Origin of the sequence: Streptomyces sp. NPDC056883 (assembly GCF_042788835.1) — a bacterium.
Lineage (GTDB): Bacteria > Actinomycetota > Actinomycetes > Streptomycetales > Streptomycetaceae > Streptomyces > Streptomyces stoeckheimensis.
This window is the reverse complement of record NZ_JBHUBS010000023.1, coordinates 14,207-33,043: the sequence shown is the minus strand read 5'-3', so window position 1 is coordinate 33,043 and position 18,837 is coordinate 14,207. Positions and strand designations below refer to the sequence as shown.

Sequence of the window (18,837 nt, the reverse complement as noted above, 5' to 3'; positions counted from 1 at the left end):
GTGCCAGCGGGGCACTTGAGTTGGAGGCGAGCAGCCAGTGACACCAATCAGCCGCAGAGGTTTCGTGGGGATCGGCGCCGGGCTGATGGCAGGGGCGGCCCTGCCCGCGATCGCGCCGACCTCGGCGGCCGCGGCCGCCGCGTCCGGCACGATCACCGACGTGAAGCACGTGGTGATCCTGATGCAGGAGAACCGCAGCTTCGACCACTACTTCGGCAAGCTGAAGGGTGTCCGCGGCTTCGGTGACCGCGCCGCCGGAAACATCCCGGGCGGCTGGGGCATGTTCAACCAGCCCAACTGGGGCGGCCGCCAGTACCCGTGGAAGCTCAGCTCCACCCCGCCGGTGGGCGGGGTCGACGGCGAGACCCTCGCCCAGTGCAACGGCGACCTCCCGCACAGCTGGACCTCGCAGCACGCGGCCTGGAACAAGGGCCGCATGGACAACTTCGTCACCGGCGTCGGCAACACCCGCACCCTCGGGTACCTCGACCGCGGCGACATACCGTTCCACTACGGCCTCGCCGACAACTACACGATCTGCGACGCCTACTTCTGCTCCACCCTGAGCGCGACCGGCCCCAACCGCACCTTCCTGTGGAGCGGCAAGGTCGACGCGGGCAGCAAGGACGGCGGCGACGAGTCCGGGCTGACCTGGGAGACGTACGCGGAGGCCCTCCAGCGCGCCGGGATGAGCTGGAAGGTCTACCAGAACGCCCAGGACAACTACGGGGACAACGGGCTGGCCTACTTCAAGAAGTTCACCGACGCCGCCCCCGGCAACCCGCTGTGGGACCGCGGCATGGGCTCCGTCCCCAAGGTCACCGGCTCCACCCCGGACGACATCGCCGCCGCCATCCGCGCGGACGTCGTCGCCGGCACCCTCCCGCAGGTCTCCTGGGTCGTGGCGAACGAGGCCTTCTCCGAACACCCGTACGCCCCGCCCGGCGACGGCGCGCACTTCGTCGACCTCGTCTACCGCGCGCTCTCCGCGAACCCCGAGGTCTTCGACTCGACCGTCCTCTTCCTCAACTACGACGAGAACGACGGCTTCTTCGACCACGTCCCGCCCCCGGTCGCCCCGCCCGGCACCGCCGGCGAGTACATCGACGGCGTCCCGATCGGGCTCGGCTTCCGCGTCCCGATGATCGTGATGTCCCCGTGGACCCGCGGCGGCTGGGTGAGCTCCGAGGTCTTCGACCACACCTCGGTCCTGCGCTTCATGGAGAAGTGGACGGCCGCCCTCGGCACTCCCGCGACCTGTCCGAACATCAGCGCCTGGCGCCGCAAGGTCACCGGCGACCTGACGGGCGTCTTCGACTTCGCGCACCCGGTCTACGGGGTTCCCGCGGGCCTGCCCTCCACGGCCAAGGTCATCGGCCAGGCGACCTGCGGCCCGCTCTCCAACCCGGTGCCCCAGGACAACGCGCAGCCGGTGCAGGAGGCCGGGACCCGGCCCGCGCGCGCCCTTCCGTACCAGGTCAACGGGAACCTGGACCGCTTCGAGTTCGGGTCGGGCGGCAAGATCCTGGCCTGGTTCTCGATGACGAACGCGGGCACCGAGGCGAAGCAGGCGGCGCACTTCTCGATCCACCCGCACCAGTACCGGGACACGGCCGCCTGGCAGTACACGGTGGACGCCGGCGCCACGTCGACGGACTACTTCAACATCGGCACGGGCAGCGGCTCCGGCAAGTACGACATCTCGATGTACGGGCCGAACCGCTTCCTGCGGCGCTTCATCGGCGATGCGTCGAAGGCGGGGAAGTCGATCGAGGTCGCTTCCCGCTTCGCGGTGGAGCCGGGCACCGGCAAGGCCGCGCTCTACCTCAAGATGACCAACGCCTCGGCCTCGCCGGTCACCTTCACGATCCGCGCGAACGCCTACCGCACGGACGGCCCGTGGACCTACACCGTGCCGGCGAACTCCTCGCGCGAGGACTACTTCAACGCCGTCGCCTACAACAACGGCTGGTACGACTTCACGGTCCTCGCCGACTCCGACGGCACCTGGTCGCGCCGCTACACGGGCCACATCGAGACGGGCGTGGCGAGCATCAGCGGCAGCTAGAGCACGTCGCCGTTCCGCCAGTCGAAGTCGAGCCGCCCGGCGGGGTCCAGCCGGATCCCGCCGGGCGGCTCCCACACGTACGTCGACCCCTCCTCCTCGGGCAGCCGCTCGGGCCCGCCGGGCCCGAGCACGCCGATCTCCCCGCCCCACACCCGCCAGCCGCGGCCCGCGTACAGCCGGGCCCCGGCGGCGGAGGCGCTGAGCGCCCCGAGCACGTAGGCCCGTTCGACGACCCCCTCGAGCGCCCCCATCACCGTGCCGCCGAGTCCGCACCGGCGCCGGTCGGCGCGCACCGCCACGGCCTCGACGTACCCGGTGCGCAGCGCCCGCCCCTGATGGAGCACCCGCCGCTGTACGACGCTCCCGTGCGCGACGAGCTCGCCGCCCTCGTGCACCAGCACGTGCATCCCGCCCAGCGCGTGCTCGAAGTCCTCGTCCCCGAAGTCCCCTTCGAAGGCTCCGTCGAGCAGCTCCCGCACCTGCCGCAGCTCCCCCGCGGCCAGCTGCGCGGTGTGCCGCAGCGAGACCGCGCGACCGGCCCCCATCTCTTCCTCACCCATCCCGGGACCGTACCAAGCGGGCCCCCCACCAGCGGGCTCCACTACCACGCGTATCCGCTATGCGGACATGAAATATCGCCCACCGGCCAGATTGGGCCGCCGCGGCTCTGGCGGTCTGGACCATTGGCTCGGCAGACTCGCCCCATGTCGCCCGATACCCAGCAGTGGACCCCGATCCACGGCCAGCCGTACCGCCCCGCCCCCTACCGCCCCGAGCGGATGCCGACCGGCGAATCCCTGGCGCGCGCCGCCGAGTTGCGCGCGCGGATGGACGAGCGCAGGACCGTACGCCACTTCTCCGCCGACCCGGTGCCCGAGCAGGTGGTCCGGGACGCCATCGCGTGCGCCGCGACCGCGCCCTCCGGTGCGCACCAGCAGCCGTGGACCTTCGTCCTGGTCAAGGACCCGGCCGTACGGGAGCAGATCCGCGCGGCCGCCGAGCAGGAGGAGCAGCTGTCCTACGACGGCCGCCTCGGCGACGAATGGCTCGCGGCCCTGCGCCCCATCGGCACGGACGCCGTGAAGACCCACCTCACCGACGCCCCGGCCCTGATCGTGGTCTTCCAGCAGCGCTACTGGCTCGGCGAGGACGGCACGAAGCACAAGCACTACTACGTCGACGAGTCGGTCGGCATCGCGGTCGGCATGCTCCTGTCGGCCCTCCACCTCTCCGGCCTGGCCGCCCTGATCCACACGCCGAGCCCGATGCGCTTCCTCTCCCACGTCCTGAACCGCCCGGAGAACGAGAAGGCCTTCGCGGTCATCCCGGTCGGCTACCCGTCGGACGACTGCGAAGTCCCGGACCTGACCCGCAAGTCCCTGGACCAGGTCATCGTGGAGGTCTAGGCGGACCGCCGGACGTCAACCGGACATGAAACCGCCCCCGCTCCGGACTTGGGGGTACCGGAACGGGGGCGGGGTTCGGAGGGGCCGGGACGGTCAGCCCATGTGGGGGTAGCCGTACTCGGTCGGGGCCACCAGGGTCTCCTTGATGGAGCGGGTCGAGGTCCAGCGCATCAGGTTCGATGCCGCGCCGGCCTTGTCGTTCGTGCCCGAGGCACGGCCGCCGCCGAAGGGCTGCTGGCCGACGACGGCGCCGGTCGACTTGTCGTTGATGTAGAAGTTGCCCGCGGCGAAGCGGAGCTTCTCCATCGCGTCGGCCGCCGCGTAGCGGTCCTGGGCGATGACGGCGCCGGTCAGGGCGTACGCCGAGACGGACTCCATCTGCGCGAGCATCGCGTCGAACTCGGCGTCCTCGTAGACGTGGATCGCCAGGATCGGGCCGAAGTACTCGGTCGTGAAGACCTCGTTCTCCGGGTCGGTGCACGCGATGACGGTCGGGCGGACGAAGTAGCCCTCCGAGTCGTCGTACGTGCCGCCGGCGACGATCTCGCAGGTCGGGTCCGCGATGGCGCGGTCGATCGCGGCCTTGTTCTTCGCGAAGGAGCGCTCGTCGATGACGGCACCGATGAAGTTCGTCAGGTCGCGGACGTCGCCCATGGTGATGCCGTCGACCTCGGCCGCGAAGGCCTCCTTGAAGCCGTCGTTCCAGATCGAGGCCGGGACGTAGGCGCGCGAGGACGCCGAGCACTTCTGGCCCTGGTACTCGAAGGAGCCGCGGGTCAGGGCCGTCTTCAGGATCGCGCGGTCCGCGGACGGGTGCGCGACGACGAAGTCCTTGCCGCCGGTCTCGCCGACCAGGCGCGGGTAGGACTTGTAGTTCTCAATGTTGGTGCCGACCGTCTTCCACAGGTACTGGAAGGTCTTGGTGGAACCGGTGAAGTGGATGCCCGCGAGCTCCGGGTGGGTCAGCGCCACGTCGGAGACGGCGATGCCGTCGCCCGTCACGAGGTTGATGACGCCCTTCGGCAGGCCGGCCTCCTCCAGCAGCTCCATGAGGAGGACCGCGGAGTGGGTCTGCGTCGGGGACGGCTTCCACACGACCACGTTGCCCATCAGGGCCGGGGCGGTCGGCAGGTTGCCCGCGATGGCCGTGAAGTTGAACGGGGTGATCGCGTAGACGAAGCCCTCGAGCGGGCGGTGGTCGCTGCGGTTCCACACGCCGGCGGAGTTCGCGACCGGCTGCTCGGCCAGGATCTGGCGGGCGAAGTGGACGTTGAAGCGCCAGAAGTCGACGAGCTCGCACGGGGTGTCGATCTCGGCCTGCTGCGCGGTCTTCGACTGGCCCAGCATGGTGGACGCGGCCAGCTTCTCGCGCCACGGGCCGGACAGCAGCTCGGCGGCGCGCAGGATGATCGCGGCGCGGTCGTCGAAGGACATCGCGCGCCAGGCCGGGGCGGCGGCCAGGGCGGCGTCGACGGCCTCCTGGGCGTCGGCCTGCGTGGCGTTCGCGTAGGTGCCGATGACCGACTTGTGGTCGTGCGGCTGCACGACGTCGAAGCGCTCGCCGCCGCCCATCCGCTTGACGCCGTTGATCGTCATCGGGAGGTCGATCGGGTTCTCGGACAGCTGCTTCAGCTGCGTTTCGAGGCGCGCGCGCTCCGGGGTGCCGGGGGCGTACGAGTGGACCGGCTCGTTGACCGGCACGGGGACCCGGGTTACAGCGTCCATGATGCGGGGTGCTCCTTGAGCTAGTGGGAGGGCCTAGTTCTTGGTGATCATCGAGCGGAGGAAGAAGAGCAGGTTGGCCGGCTTCTCCGCGAGGCGCCGCATGAAGTAGCCGTACCAGTCGGTCCCGTACGCCGTGTAGACGCGCATGCGGTGGCCCTCGGCGGCCAGGCGCAGGTGCTCCTCGCTGCGGATGCCGTACAGCATCTGGAACTCGTACTCGTCCAGCTTGCGGCCCGCCTGGCGGGCGAGCTCCTGGCCGATGGCGATCAGGCGCGGGTCGTGGGACCCGATCATCGGGTAGCCCTCGCCCTCCATCAGGATCTTCAGGATGCGGACGTACGCCTTGTCGATCTCGGCCTTGTCCTGGTACGCGACCTCGGCGGGCTCCTTGTAGGCGCCCTTCACGATGCGCACGCGGCTGCCGGCCGCGGCCAGGCGGCGGGCGTCGGCCTCGGTGCGGAACAGGTACGCCTGGATCACGCAGCCGGTCTGCGGGAAGTCCCGGCGCAGCTCCTCGTGGATGGCGAACATCGAGTCGAGGGTGGTGTGGTCCTCGGCGTCCAGGGTCACGGTGGTGCCGATGGCGGCGGCGGCCTCGACGACCGGGCGGACGTTGGCGAGGGCGAGCTCGTGGCCGCCCTCCAGCGCCTGGCCGAACATGGACAGCTTCACGGACATCTCGGCGGTCTCGCCGAGGCCCAGGTGCGCGAGCTGCTCGATGAGCTCCAGGTACGCGTCGCGCGCGGCGTGGGACTGCTCCACGGTGGTGATGTCCTCGCCGACGACGTCGAGGGTCACCTCCAGGCCCTTGGCCGTGAGGTCCTCGACGATCGGGATGACCTGGTCGACCGTCTCACCGGGGATGAACCGGTTCACCACGGGCTTGGTCACCGGGGCGGCAGAGACGATTCGGCGCATCTTGTCGCTGCGCGAGGCGGCGAGGATCGCGGGACCCAGCACGGGGTACCTCCAACGGGGGCGGACAGAAGGAGACATTCAGCCCGCGTCGGGACGACGGAGGCCATAAGGAAAACGCAAGTAAAACCACCGTGAAACCTAGGGATCTCCCCGATCCTCTGCCATCGACAGCTGTCACGCATCCGTGGCCCGGATCTCATACATCTGTCTGAAGAGCCGGTCCGGGGGTGGGAGAATGTGCGGGTGAAGGGCGATTACCAGGACCTGGTGGACGAGATTTCGGCGCTGCTCGGCGCTCCGGCGACGCTGGAGAACCGGGACTTCCGCCTCATCGCCTTCGGCGCGCACGACAGCGATGACGATCTGGCCATGGACCCCGTACGGACCCGCTCGATCCTGACCCGCCAGTCGACGGCGGCCGTCCGGTCCTGGTTCGAGGGCTTCGGCATCGCCCGCGCCACCGGACCGGTCAGGATCCCGGCCACCCCCGACGCCGGCGTCTTCCGGGGCCGGATCTGCCTGCCGGTGCGCTACCGCGGGATCGTCCAGGGCTACGTATGGCTCCTCGATCAGGAGCCCGGCCCCGACGCGGAGGCGCTGGACGCCGCCATGGAGGTGGCCCAGCGGATCGGGCTGCTGCTCGCGGAGGAGGCCCGGGCCGGGGCCGACCTGTCCCGGGAGTTCCTCGCGGTGCTCACCGCCGGGCGCGGCTGGCAGCAGGACATGGCGGTGGCCGCGCTACGGGTGGCACTCGGTCCGAGCGGCGAGGGAGCGCACGCCGCGGTCTGCGTGAGCCCGTGGTCCGGCGAGGCCCCGGCTTCGGTCCCGGGAGCGGCGGCCGTGTGCGTGGTCCCCTGGCGGGGGGCCGGCGAGCAGGAACCCCACCCGGGCGGCGGCGGCCCGGCGGGGCAGTGCCTCGCGGTCCTGATCCGCCTGCGCGGCGCCGACCCGCTGGCTCCGGCGCTCACCGCGATCTCCCGCCTGATGCCCGGCGCGGCCGGCGCGGCGGGCGGCAAGACCACCGCACCGGCGGCGGCCGCCGGAGTGACCGCCGGGGTCGGACACCCCGCCGGAGTGACCGCCGGGGTGTCCGACCCCGTGCGGGCGCTCACCGCACTGCCCGCCGCCTGGCAGCAGGCCACCGCCGCCGCCCGGGCCGCAGCCGCCGGGCCGCGGCTCGGCCCGGTCGCGCAGTGGTCCGCGATCGGGCCCTACCGCATGCTGGCCTCCGTCGCCGAGGAGGCCCTCGACGACCCGGTGACCCGCGCCCTGCGCGGCCCGGCCAATCCCGAACTGGCCCGTACGGCCGAGGTGTTCCTGGACTGCGCCGGCCAGGCGGGCCGCGCGGCGGCGGCCCTGGGCATCCACCGCCAGACCCTGTACTACCGGCTGTCCCGGGTGGAGCAGCTGACCGGCCTCGACCTGGACGAGGGCGAGGACCGCCTGCTCCTCCACATGGCCCTCAAGGCCGCCCGCCTGCACGTCTGACGGCCCGCGCCACCGACCGCGTCTCGCCACCGGCCGGTCCACCGACCGGTCCACCGACCGCCGCTGACGCGGACTCAGCCGTCCCGGCCGGCCTTCGCCGCCGTCATCGCCGCCACCGCCCGCCGCATTCCCTCCGTCAGTTCCGCCGGGGTCGCGGCCGACGCGGGGTCGAAGAGCCACTGGAGCATGAACCCGTTCAGCAGGGCCTGGTAGAAGGCGCCGGCGGTCCGCAGGTCGTCCTCCGTCAGGTCCTCCTCGGGCACGCCGGTGAACATCGAGACCAGCCCCTTGCGCCCCTCCCCCTGCGAGGCGGCGAGCATCGTGCGCAGCTCCGGCAGCCGGCCGGGCGTCAGCGCGATCTCCATGCTGGCCGCCCAGATCGGGCCGGACTCCTCGCGCCCGGCGTGCACCCCGTCCCATACCGAGCGGAAGCGCTCCAGGGAGCCGCCCTCGCCCTCCACCCCGGAGGTGAACTGGTCACCCCACTCCTGGATGACGGCGATGAACGCCTCCGTCATGAGGGCGTCCTTGGAGCCGTAGTGGTAGCCGATCGAGGCCAGGTTCGCACCCGAGGCCTTGACGATGTCGCGGGCGGTCGTGCCCACGAAACCCTTCTCGACCAGGCACTTCTTGGCGCCTTCCAGCAAGTCTTCGCGATGTCCCATGCACCCACGGTAGCCAAGACACCCGTCCAAGACAAACGTTTCATACAGCCGTACTAGACAAGCGTTTATGACGCTTGTACATTCCTGCTCATGACGAACCCCGCAGCACCTCTCGCCGGTCGCCGGGAATGGACCGCACTCGCCGTTCTCCTGCTCCCCCTGCTCCTCGTCTCGATGGACGTCTCCGTCCTCTACTTCGCCATCCCGGCCATCACCCGGGAGCTGGACCCCAGCGCCACCCAGCAGCTCTGGATCTTCGACAGCTACGCCTTCGCCCTCTCGGGCCTGCTCATCACGATGGGCTCGCTCGGCGACCGGATCGGCCGCCGCAAGCTGCTGCTGGCCGGCGCGGCCGCCTTCGGGCTCGCCTCCGTCGCCGCCGCCTACGCCGCCAGCCCCGAGATGCTCATCGCGGCCCGGGTGCTCCTCGGCATCGGCGGCGCGACCCTGATGCCGTCCACGCTGGCCCTCGTGCGCAACCTCTTCCAGGACGACGGGCAGCGCGGCAAGGCCATCGCGATCTGGTCCGGTGCCATGACCGGCGGCATCGCCCTCGGCTCGGTCATGAGCGGGGTGATGCTGAACCACTTCTGGTGGGGCTCCGTCTTCCTGATCAACGTGCCCGCGATGCTGCTCCTGCTGGTCCTGGTCCCCGTGCTGGTCCCCGAGTTCAAGGACCCGGCCCCCGGCCGCTTCGACCTGCTGAGCGTGCCGCTGTCGATGGCCGCCGTGCTGCCGGTGGTCTACGGGCTCAAGGAGATCGCCGCCGAGGGCTTCACCCCGCCGTACGCCGGCTGCCTCGCCGCCGGCCTGGCCTTCGGGTGGCTCTTCGTGCGCCGCCAGCGCACCCGTGACGACGCCATGGTCTCCCGGGCCCTCTTCCGGGAGCGCGGCTTCGGCGCCGGCATCGGCCTGAACACCATCGCCGCCTTCGCCATGATGGGCTCGGCCTACTTCACCACCCAGTACCTCCAGTCGGTGCTGGGCATGGGCACCCTGGAAGCCGCCCTCTGGAGCCTCGCCCCCTCGGTCTTCATCGGCGCCGCCGCCCCCGCAAGCGCGGCCCTGGCCCGGAAGACCGACCGGGCCTACGTCATCTCGGGCGGCTTCGTCCTCGCCGCCGCCGGGTTCGCCCTGATCAGCCTGGTGGACACCGACGCGCTGTGGCTGCTGCTGACCGGAGCCGGGGTCCTCGCCTGCGGCATCGTCACCGTGATGTCCCTGGTCTCCGACATGGCCCTCGGCTCCGCCCCCGCCGAGAAGGCCGGCTCGGCCGCCTCCCTGCTGGAGACCGGCCAGGAGTTCGGCGGCGCCCTCGGGATGGCCCTCCTGGGCAGCCTGGGCACGGCCGTCTACCGCTCCGACCTGGCCGGCTCCGAGCCCGCCGTGCGGGAGACCCTCGGCGGGGCCGTGGCCGGCGCCCAGGAGCTCGGCGGCGCGGCCGGCGGGCAGGTCCTGACGGCGGCCCGGGAGGCCTTCGTGCACGGGATGCAGTACGCGGCCTGGGGCGGTACGGTCCTGCTGCTCGCGGCGGCGGTGCTCGCCGCGGCCCTGCTCCGGGGTCGCGGAGCCCAGGCCCCGGCTCCGGCCCCGGCTCCGGCGGAGCGGGCGGCGGCCGGCGAAGCCCTCGCGCACTGAGCGGCGTAGGAACGCCCGAGGGGCAGGACACGCGAAAGGGCCCGGGGTCTCCCCCGGGCCCTTCGTGTCGCTCTGCTGCCGCAGCGTCAGCCGAGGCTGACCGTACGGGCCGAGACGGCGCCGATCTCGGTGGCGATGTCCGCGAGGACGTTCACCGGGGCCTCGGCGTCGACCGTGAGGACCGCGAGGGCCTCGCCGCCCTCTTCGGCGCGGGCGACCTGCATGCCCGCGATGTTGAGGCCGGCCTCACCCAGGATGCGGCCGACGGCGCCGACCACGCCCGGGCGGTCGGCGTAGCGCAGGACGACCATGTGATCGGCGAGCGCCAGGTCCACGTCGTACGCGCCGATGCCGACGATCTTCTGCAGGTGCTTCGGGCCCACGAGCGTGCCGGAGACCGAGACCTCCTGGCCGTCCGACAGGGTGCCGCGGACGGTCACCACGTTGCGGTGGTCCGGGGACTCCGAGGAGGTGGTCAGGCGGACCTCGACCCCGCGCTCCTGCGCGAAGAGCGGGGCGTTGACGTAGGAGACCGTCTCGTCGACGACGTCCTCGAAGACACCCTTGAGCGCGGAGAGTTCGAGCACCTTCACGTCGTGCTGGGTGATCTCGCCGCAGACCTCGACGTCGAGGCGGACCGCGACCTCGCCCGCCAGGGCGGTGAAGATGCGGCCGAGCTTCTCGGCGAGCGGCAGGCCGGGACGGACGTCCTCGGCGATGACGCCGCCCTGGACGTTGACCGCGTCGGGCACGAGCTCGCCGGCGAGCGCGAGGCGCACCGACTTGGCGACCGAGACACCGGCCTTCTCCTGGGCCTCGTCCGTGGACGCGCCGAGGTGCGGGGTGCAGACGACCTGGTCGAGCTCGAACAGCGGGGAGTCCGTGCAGGGCTCCTTCGCGTACACGTCGAGGCCGGCGCCGGCGACGCGGCCCTCCTTGATGGCCGAGTACAGCGCGGCCTCGTCCACGATCCCGCCGCGGGCGGCGTTGACGATGCGGACGGACGGCTTCACCTTGTGCAGCGCCTCGTCCCCGATGAGACCGAGGGTCTCGGGGGTCTTGGGCAGGTGCACGGTGATGAAGTCGGCGACCTCGAGGAGCTCGTCCAGCGTCAGCATCTTGACGCCCATCTGGGCGGCGCGCGCGGGCTGCACGTAGGGGTCGTACGCGACGATCTTCATGCCGAAGGCCGACATGCGCTGCGCGACCAGGACGCCGATGCGGCCGAGGCCGACGACACCGAGGGTCTTCTCGCTGAGCTCGACACCCGTGTACTTGTTCCGCTTCCACTCGCCGTTCTTCAGGGCGGTGTTGGCCTGCGGGATGTTGCGGGCCGTCGCGACGAGCAGGCCACAGGCCAGCTCGGCGGCGGTGACGATGTTGGAGGTCGGAGCGTTCACGACCATCACGCCGGCCTTGGTGGCGGACGAGACGTCGACGTTGTCCAGACCGACGCCCGCACGGGCGACGACCTTCAGCTTCTTGGCCGCGGCGATGGCCTCGGCGTCGACCTTGGTCGCGGAGCGGACCAGGATCGCGTCGACGTCCACGATCGCGGGGAGCAGCTCCGCGCGGTCGGCACCGTTGCAGTGCCGGATCTCGAAGTCCGGGCCGAGCGCCTCGACGGTGGCGGGCGACAGCTCTTCGGCAATGAGTACGACAGGTTTCGAGCTCACGTGGGTCCTCACAAGTCCAGTGCGGACGGCCGTCCCGACGGCCGCAGGCGGTGGAGGGGGGTAGCCGCGTGGAAGACGCACGACACTGTGGGCCTGACGCGTTGTGTTGAGCAGTGTAGTGGCGGATCCGGAAGGTAATTCCGCCTGTACGGAAGGATCACCCGCACGAGATTGGCCAGGGTGGACAAGCGGTCCTCCAGGAGGCCCCTCGCACGGGTGTCCCGCCGGTGTGCCGCAGGGCCGGGACGCACCGTCCCGGCCCCGCGACGCAGCGGATCAGCTCTCGTCGTTGTCGACCCAGCTCATCAGCTTGCGGAGCTTCTTGCCGGTGGTCTCGAGCAGGTGCGCCTCGTCGGCGCTCTTGTACTCGTTGTACTTCGGCAGACCGGCCTTGTACTCGGCCATCCAGGTGTTGGCGAACTCGCCGCTCTGGATCTCCGCGAGGACCTTCTTCATCTCGGCCTTGGTGGCGTCGGTGATGATGCGGGGACCGGTGATGTAGTCGCCCCACTCGGCGGTCTCGGAGACCGACCAGCGCATCTTCTCCAGGCCGCCCTCGTACATGAGGTCCACGATGAGCTTCAGCTCGTGCAGGCACTCGAAGTACGCGATCTCGGGCTGGTAACCGGCCTCGGTCAGCGTCTCGAAACCGGCCTTCACCAGCGCGGAGGCGCCACCGCAGAGAACGGCCTGCTCACCGAACAGGTCGGTCTCGGTCTCCTCGGTGAACGTGGTCTTGATGACGCCGGCGCGCGTGCCGCCGATGCCGGCCGCGTACGACAGCGCGAGCTGGAAGGCGGAACCGGTGAAGTCCTGCTCCACGGCGGCGATGCAGGGCACGCCGCGGCCTTCCTCGTACTGACGGCGAACCAGGTGACCCGGGCCCTTCGGGGCGACCAGGGCGACGTCCACGTTGGTGGGGGGCTTGATGAAGCCGTACCGGACGTTGAAGCCGTGGCCGAAGAAGAGCGCGTCGCCCTCTTCCAGGTGGGACTCGATGGACGCGGCGTAGATCTCGGCCTGGAGCGGGTCCGGGGTCAGGATCATGATGACGTTCGCCCAGGCCGCGGCCTCGGCGACGGGCAGGACCTTCAGGCCCTGCTCCTCGGCCTTGGCCTTGGACTTCGAGCCCTCGTGCAGGCCGACGACGACGTCGACGCCGGAGTCACGGAGCGACAGCGCGTGGGCGTGGCCCTGGCTGCCGTAACCGATGACCGCGACCTTGCGGCCCTGGATGATGGACAGGTCGGCGTCGTTCTCGTAGAACAGCTCGGCCACTGGGATATCTCCTTGGTGCGCTGGTGTTGCTCCCACCGTACGGCGGGGAACGGAATACGTGGTTCTCGGTCTCGCCATACGAGCGAGCGAGAAACGGACGGGCGGGCCACGACCGGGCCGGTGTCACCGGCCCGGACGGGCTCAGGCGCTGCGGTCGAGCGCGCGCAGGCTGCGGTCCGTGATGGACCGGCCGCCGCGCCCTATGGCGATCGTGCCGGACTGGACGAGCTCCTTGATGCCGAAGGGCTCCAGCATCTTGAGCATCGCGCCCAGCTTGTCGGTGCCGCCGGTGGCCTCGATGGTGACGGCCTCCGGAGAGACGTCGACGGTCTTGGCGCGGAACAGCTGGACGATCTCGACGATCTGCGAGCGCGTTTCGTTGTCGGCGCGGACCTTCACCAGAACGAGTTCGCGCTCGATGGCGTTGGTGTGCTCCAGCTCGACGATCTTGAGCACGTTGACCAGCTTGTTGAGCTGCTTGGTCACCTGCTCGAGCGGGAGGTCCTCGACGTTCACGACGATGGTGATGCGCGAGATGTCGGGGTGCTCGGTGACACCGACCGCGAGGGAGTCGATGTTGAACCCGCGTCGGGAGAACAGCGCGGCGATCCGGGCGAGGATGCCGGGCGTGTTCTCGACCAGGACGGAGAGCGTGTGCTTGGACATGTGAGTCGTTCTCTCTCTCAGGCTCTCTCGGCTCAGTCGTCTTCGTTGTCGCCGAAGTCGGGGCGGACGCCCCGGGCGGCCATGACCTCGTCGTTCGAGGTGCCGGCGGCGACCATCGGCCACACCATGGCGTCCTCGTGGACGATGAAGTCGACGACGACCGGGCGGTCGTTGATCGCGTTGGCCTCGGCGATGACCTTGTCCAGGTCGGCCGGGTCCTCGCAGCGCAGCGCCACGCAGCCCATGGCCTCGGACAGCTTGACGAAGTCCGGGACGCGGGTGCCCATGCGGGGGGCGGCCGACTCGCCGAGCTGGGAGCCGACGGCCGTGTCGGTGCCCGTCTCGCCCGCGTGCAGGACGGTGTTGGAGTACCGCTGGTTGTAGAACAGGGTCTGCCACTGGCGGACCATGCCCAGCGCACCGTTGTTGATGATCGCGACCTTGATCGGGATGTTGTTCAGGGCGCAGGTGGCCAGTTCCTGATTGGTCATCTGGAAGCAGCCGTCGCCGTCGATCGCCCAGACGGTGCGGTCCGGCATGCCGACCTTGGCGCCCATCGCGGCGGGGACCGCGTAGCCCATGGTTCCGGCGCCGCCGGAGTTCAGCCAGGTGCGGGGCTCCTCGTAGTTCACGAAGTGCGAGGCCCACATCTGGTGCTGGCCGACGCCGGCCGCGTAGATGGTGCCCTTCGGTGCCAGCTGGCCGATGCGCTCGATGACCTGCTGGGGGGAGAGCGTGCCGTCCTCGGGCAGGTCGTAGCCCAGTGGGTACGTGTCGCGCCAGCGGTTGAGGTCCGTCCACCAGGCGGTGTAGTCGCCGGCGTTGCCCTCGTTGACCTCGGCCTGGACGGCCTGGATCAGGTCGGCGATGACCTCGCGGGCGTCACCGACGATCGGGACGTCCACGGCGCGGTTCTTGCCGATCTCGGCCGGGTCGATGTCCGCGTGGATGACCTTGGCGAAGGGGGCGAAGCTGTCCAGCTTGCCGGTGACGCGGTCGTCGAAGCGGGTGCCGAGGGCGATCAGCAGGTCCGACTTCTGGAGCGCGGTCACGGCGGTGACGGCACCGTGCATGCCGGGCATGCCGACGTTCTGCGGGTGGCTGTCCGGGATGGAGCCCAGGGCCATCAGGGTGGTGACGACCGGGACGCCGGTGAGCTCGGCGAGGACCTTCAGCTCGGCGGTCGCGCCGGCCTTCATGACGCCGCCGCCGACGTAGAGGACCGGCCGCTTGGCGGCGGCGATCATCTTGGCGGCCTCGCGGATCTGCTTGGCGTGCGGCTTGGTCACCGGCCGGTAGCCGGGGAGGTCCTGGGTGGGCGGCCACGAGAACGTGGTCTTCGCCTGCAGGGCGTCCTTGGCGATGTCGACCAGGACCGGGCCGGGGCGGCCGGTGGAGGCGATGTGGAAGGCCTCGGCGATGGTCCGGGCGATGTCCTCGGCCTTGGTGACCAGGAAGTTGTGCTTGGTGATCGGCATCGTGATGCCGACGATGTCCGCTTCCTGGAAGGCGTCGGTGCCGATCGCCTTCGAGGAGACCTGGCCGGTGATCGCGACGAGCGGCACGGAGTCCATGTGCGCGTCGGCGATCGGCGTCACCAGGTTCGTGGCCCCCGGTCCGGAGGTGGCCATACAGACGCCGACCTTTCCGGTGGCCTGCGCGTAGCCGGTCGCGGCGTGGCCGGCGCCCTGCTCGTGGCGGACCAGGATGTGGTGGACCTTCTTGGAGTCCATCAGCGGGTCGTACGCGGGGAGGATGCAGCCTCCCGGAATCCCGAAGACGGTGTCGCACCCCACCTCTTCGAGAGAGCGGATGAGGGACTGCGCACCCGTGACGTGCTCAACTGCGGCGGTCTGGTGTCCGCCGGTACGGGCCCGCGGCTGCGGATGGTGGGCCCCGGTGGCCTGCTCGGTCATCGGCATTCTCTTCTCGAAGCTGAGGGTTTTACGAGGAGGGTTTTACGAGATGCGACGTTGCCAGTGCAACAAAAAACCCCTCGTGCCGGGAGGCAAGCGAGGGGAGCGCGTCGGGTGCGTTGAGCGGGGACATGCTGGTCCCTGCTTCAGCCGACGCGCTTTCCAAGTACGAGAATTCGGGTGCGCATGGCATTGACCCTCCCTCCGGCGGGAGGGTGATGTCAAGCGGGTGGGACGGGCGTCTCATTATGTGAGCCTCTGTGGATAACCATCGAGCCCCCTGGGGAACCACCGGCCAACGCGGGTTGGGCCGCGCCGCCCGGTACTGGGAACGTACCGCGCACGAGCGCTCGCCGCAGCCTGTACTCATCCAGAGGTCCGGAGAAGGCCATTCCCTGCCCGTGGGTACAGCCCATCGCGCGCAGTGCCATGACCTGCTCGGGGAGGTCCACCCCCTCCGCCACCGACTGCATGCCGAGGTCGTTTGCGATCCGCAACAGACCTGCGGTGATCTTGTGGAGCCGGGGGGATTCGACGACCCCCTCGACCAGGCCCCGGTCGAGCTTGAGCATGTCCACGGGGAGCCTGCGCAGCGCGCTGATGGCCGCGTAACCGCTGCCGAAGCCGTCCAGGGCGATCAGGACCCCGAGCCGGCGCAGCGCCGCCAGACGGCGCTCCAGGTCGTCGAAGGGCACCCTGGGGTCGGAGACGGCGAGCTCCAGGACGAGCGCGCCCGACGGCAGCCCGTTGCGGGTCAGCAGGGCCTCCACGGAGCCCAGCGGCATCGACCGGTCCAGCAGCCGCTGCGCGGTCATCCGTACGGCCACGGGGACGTCGTGCCCGGCCCGGTGGCGCTCGGCGGCCTGCCCGACGGCCTCCTCCAGCAGCCAGCGCCCCAGCTCGGCGGTGCGCGAGGCGTCCGGTACGGCCGTCCGGGGGGTGGACCCGCCCTCGCCGGCCCTTCCTTCGCCGGCCCCTGCCTCGCCGACCCCTCCCTCGCTGTACATGGCGACCCGCAGGAACTCGGCGGGGGTGAACAGGATCCCCTGGGCGGAACGCCACCGGGCCTGCGCCACCACGGCCGAGATCTCCCCCGAGGCCAGGGAGACCACGGGCTGGTGCAGCAGGGCGAACTCCCCCTCGTGCAGCGCGGTGCGCAGGCGGCCCGCCAGCTCCGCCTTGCGGACGACTTCGGCCTGCATCTGGGGCGCGTACATCTCGACCCGGTCCTTGCCGCCCGCCTTGGCCCGGTACATCGCGAGATCCGCGTTGCGCATCAGGTCCGAAGGGGTGATGCCGGGATCCGCGAAGGCCACGCCGATGCTGGCGGCGACCCGGACCTCGCTCCCGGCGATCCGGTAGGGCTGCGAGAGGGTGGTGCGCAGCCGGTCGGCGATCTCGTGGACCTGGTACTCGCGGGCGCTGCGGTCGCGGCTGCCGTCGCCCAGGATCAGGGCGGCGAACTCGTCGCCGCCGAGGCGGGCCGCGGTGTCCCCGGCCCGGACCGAGTCCTGGAGCCTGCGGGCGGCCTCGATGAGCAGTTCGTCGCCGGCCTGGTGGCCGATGGTGTCGTTGACCGCTTTGAAGCCGTCGAGGTCGATGAAGAGCACGGCGGTGCTGTGGTCCCCGGCCCGCCGGCCGGTGAGCGCCTGGCGGACCCGGCGGGTGAACAGGGCCCGGTTGGGGAGGTCGGTGAGCGGGTCGTGCTCGGCGCTGTGCTGGAGCTGCGCCTGGAGCCGGACCCGCTCGGTGACGTCGCGGCTGTTCAGGATCAGGCCGCCCTGGTGGCGGTTGACGGTGGACTCCACATTGAGCCACTCGCCGCCGCCCGATCTGAACCGGCACTCGATGCGGGTGGTCGGCTCCTCGGCGGGCGGTGCGGCCAGGAAGCGGCGCACCTCGTGGACGACGCGGCCCAGGTCCTCGGGATGGATCAGGGTGGCCAGCTCGGTGCCGACCAGCTCTTCCGCCTCGCGGCCGTAGACCCCGGCTGCGGCGGGGCTGACGTAGCGCAGGGTCCCGGTGGGGGCGGCGATCATGATGACGTCGCTGGAGCCCTGGACCAGGGAGCGGAAGTGGTTCTCCTTCTGGGCCAGTTCCTGGGTCAGGGCGATGTTGTCGAGCAGCATGATGCCCTGGCGGATCACCAGGGCGAGCACGACCGTGCAGCCGGTGAAGACGACGACCCGGTCGACCTTCCGGCCGTCCACCACGTTGTACAGGATGCCGAGGGTGCAGACGGCCGCCGCGAGGTACGGGGTGAGGGCGGGCAGGGAGCCCGTGATCGGGCGGCTGTGCGGCCGCTCGGCGCGTGCGTGGGCCGCTCCGTGCTCGGGCCCGGGGCCGGGGTGCAGGCGGCGGGCGCCCCAGGGGGCGTACGCGAGGAGGAGCGAGCCGGCGAACCAGCCGGCGTCGAGGAGCTGGCCCGACTGGTACTCGGCGCTCAGCAGCGGCGAGGTGAACAGTGCGTCGCTCAGCACGGTCAGGGCGAGGGCCGCGATGGCGGTGTTCACGGCGGAGCGGTTGGTCTCGGAGCGGCGGAAGTGCAGCACCAGCACCATCGAGACGAGCGCGATGTCCAGGAGCGGGTAGGCCAGCGAGAGGGCGGCGCGCGGGACGCTGCCGGGGGCTCCGGACTGGGCGGTGCGCGCGGCGTGCGCGAGGGCCAGGCTCCAGGAGAGGGTGAGCAGGGAGCCGCCGATGAGCCAGGAGTCGAGGCCGAGGCAGACCCAGCCGGCCCTGGTGACCGGGCGCTTCGCGAGGACGAGCAGGCCCACGATGGCGGGCGGCGCGAAGCAGAGGAAGGCGAAGTCGGCGAGGGAGGGCTTCGGCACGGCCTCGCCGAGGACCACCTCGTACCAGCCCCAGACGGCGTTGCCGCAGCAGCCCATGAGCGAGGAGAACGCGAACAGCAGCCAGGCCGGGCGCTCCCGGCTGTCGATGGCCCGGGCGTACGTGAAGCAGGAGACGGCGGCCAGCAGGCCGGCGGCACTGAGCCCGAAGTCGCCCATGATCTCGGCGAGTTCCTCGGAGCCCCAGCCGAGCGCGGCGCCCACGGCGTACCCGCTGCTGACCACCGCGAGGAGGAGCTGCATCGCCAGCCCCTTCGAGGCGCCGCCACCGCCGCCGCTGCCGGCGAGGGGCCGGCGGGTCAGCAGCGCCGCCCCCGGGGTGCTCACCGGTCCCCCTCGCTGGCTGGTTCCGGCGCAGTCCAGTCCCGGCACCGTCGCCTCCGGCGGCTTCGCCGCATCGGATCCTTCGTCCATTGGCCGTGCATCGCCCGTCGCCCCCCAAAGTGTCCGATCACTCCCCAGCGCCAGACGTTCGTGGCGCAGCCCCTTGTTCCGGACGATACACCACTTTCGTCACTCAGGGACATAGTTTCTCTACGCT

The 18,837-nt window shown here is 71.0% G+C and carries 13 protein-coding genes; 4 read left to right on the top strand and 9 right to left on the bottom strand.

Annotation, left to right across the window (positions count from 1 at the left end):
• The first annotated feature begins 37 nt into the window (after positions 1–37).
• Positions 38–2,068 carry a phosphocholine-specific phospholipase C gene (locus ACFRU2_RS36425; protein WP_382980399.1) on the top strand — a complete coding sequence of 677 codons (2,031 nt, stop codon included), beginning with the start codon at positions 38–40 and terminating at the stop codon, positions 2,066–2,068.
• On the opposite strand, the gene ACFRU2_RS36420 is transcribed toward ACFRU2_RS36425, so the two are convergent.
• Positions 2,065–2,628 (bottom strand): GNAT family N-acetyltransferase, encoded by a 564-nt coding sequence (locus ACFRU2_RS36420; RefSeq protein ID WP_382980397.1) that lies wholly within the window; start codon positions 2,626–2,628, stop codon positions 2,065–2,067. The two genes, ACFRU2_RS36425 and ACFRU2_RS36420, sit on opposite strands and share 4 nt — an antisense overlap.
• 144 nt (positions 2,629–2,772) lie before the next feature.
• Between ACFRU2_RS36420 and ACFRU2_RS36415 the strand changes: the two genes are divergently transcribed.
• Positions 2,773–3,474 carry a nitroreductase family protein gene (locus ACFRU2_RS36415; protein ID WP_382980395.1) on the top strand — a complete coding sequence of 234 codons (702 nt, stop codon included), beginning with the start codon at positions 2,773–2,775 and terminating at the stop codon, positions 3,472–3,474.
• 93 nt (positions 3,475–3,567) lie between these two features.
• On the opposite strand, the gene pruA is transcribed toward ACFRU2_RS36415, so the two are convergent.
• Together pruA and ACFRU2_RS36405 are read right to left on the bottom strand one after the other, a co-directional pair.
• Positions 3,568–5,199 (bottom strand): L-glutamate gamma-semialdehyde dehydrogenase, encoded by a 1,632-nt coding sequence (gene pruA / locus ACFRU2_RS36410; RefSeq protein ID WP_382980394.1) that lies wholly within the window; start codon positions 5,197–5,199, stop codon positions 3,568–3,570.
• A gap of 33 nt (positions 5,200–5,232) precedes the next feature.
• Entirely contained in the window at positions 5,233–6,159 is a 927-nt protein-coding gene (locus ACFRU2_RS36405; protein ID WP_382980393.1) for a proline dehydrogenase family protein, read from the bottom strand.
• A 201-nt stretch (positions 6,160–6,360) separates the two neighbouring features.
• On the opposite strand from ACFRU2_RS36405, the gene ACFRU2_RS36400 reads away from it, so the two are divergent.
• Positions 6,361–7,605 (top strand): PucR family transcriptional regulator, encoded by a 1,245-nt coding sequence (locus ACFRU2_RS36400; protein WP_382980391.1) that lies wholly within the window; start codon positions 6,361–6,363, stop codon positions 7,603–7,605.
• A gap of 74 nt (positions 7,606–7,679) precedes the next feature.
• Here ACFRU2_RS36400 and ACFRU2_RS36395 read toward each other — a convergent pair whose 3' ends face one another.
• Positions 7,680–8,270, bottom strand: a complete 591-nt coding sequence (locus ACFRU2_RS36395) for a TetR/AcrR family transcriptional regulator (RefSeq protein ID WP_382980389.1) — start codon at positions 8,268–8,270, stop codon at positions 7,680–7,682.
• A gap of 90 nt (positions 8,271–8,360) precedes the next feature.
• Here ACFRU2_RS36395 and ACFRU2_RS36390 point away from each other — a divergent pair, with 90 nt between their 5' ends.
• On the top strand, positions 8,361–9,908 hold the full coding sequence (locus ACFRU2_RS36390; protein WP_382980387.1) for an MFS transporter: 1,548 nt from the start codon (positions 8,361–8,363) through the stop codon (positions 9,906–9,908).
• A gap of 86 nt (positions 9,909–9,994) precedes the next feature.
• Here ACFRU2_RS36390 and serA read toward each other — a convergent pair whose 3' ends face one another.
• The 5 genes from serA to ACFRU2_RS36365 form a co-directional block, all read right to left on the bottom strand.
• Positions 9,995–11,584 carry a phosphoglycerate dehydrogenase gene (gene serA / locus ACFRU2_RS36385; RefSeq protein WP_382980385.1) on the bottom strand — a complete coding sequence of 530 codons (1,590 nt, stop codon included), beginning with the start codon at positions 11,582–11,584 and terminating at the stop codon, positions 9,995–9,997.
• A gap of 276 nt (positions 11,585–11,860) precedes the next feature.
• A complete protein-coding gene (gene ilvC / locus ACFRU2_RS36380; RefSeq protein ID WP_243337812.1) occupies positions 11,861–12,862 on the bottom strand; it encodes a ketol-acid reductoisomerase in 1,002 nt (333 codons plus the stop codon).
• 141 nt (positions 12,863–13,003) lie between these two features.
• Positions 13,004–13,528 carry an acetolactate synthase small subunit gene (ilvN, locus tag ACFRU2_RS36375; protein ID WP_243337813.1) on the bottom strand — a complete coding sequence of 175 codons (525 nt, stop codon included), beginning with the start codon at positions 13,526–13,528 and terminating at the stop codon, positions 13,004–13,006.
• Between the two features lie 32 nt (positions 13,529–13,560).
• Entirely contained in the window at positions 13,561–15,450 is a 1,890-nt protein-coding gene (locus ACFRU2_RS36370) for an acetolactate synthase large subunit (protein WP_382980383.1), read from the bottom strand.
• 215 nt (positions 15,451–15,665) lie between these two features.
• Entirely contained in the window at positions 15,666–18,623 is a 2,958-nt protein-coding gene (locus ACFRU2_RS36365; protein ID WP_382980381.1) for a putative bifunctional diguanylate cyclase/phosphodiesterase, read from the bottom strand.
• Positions 18,624–18,837: the final 214 nt, after the last annotated feature.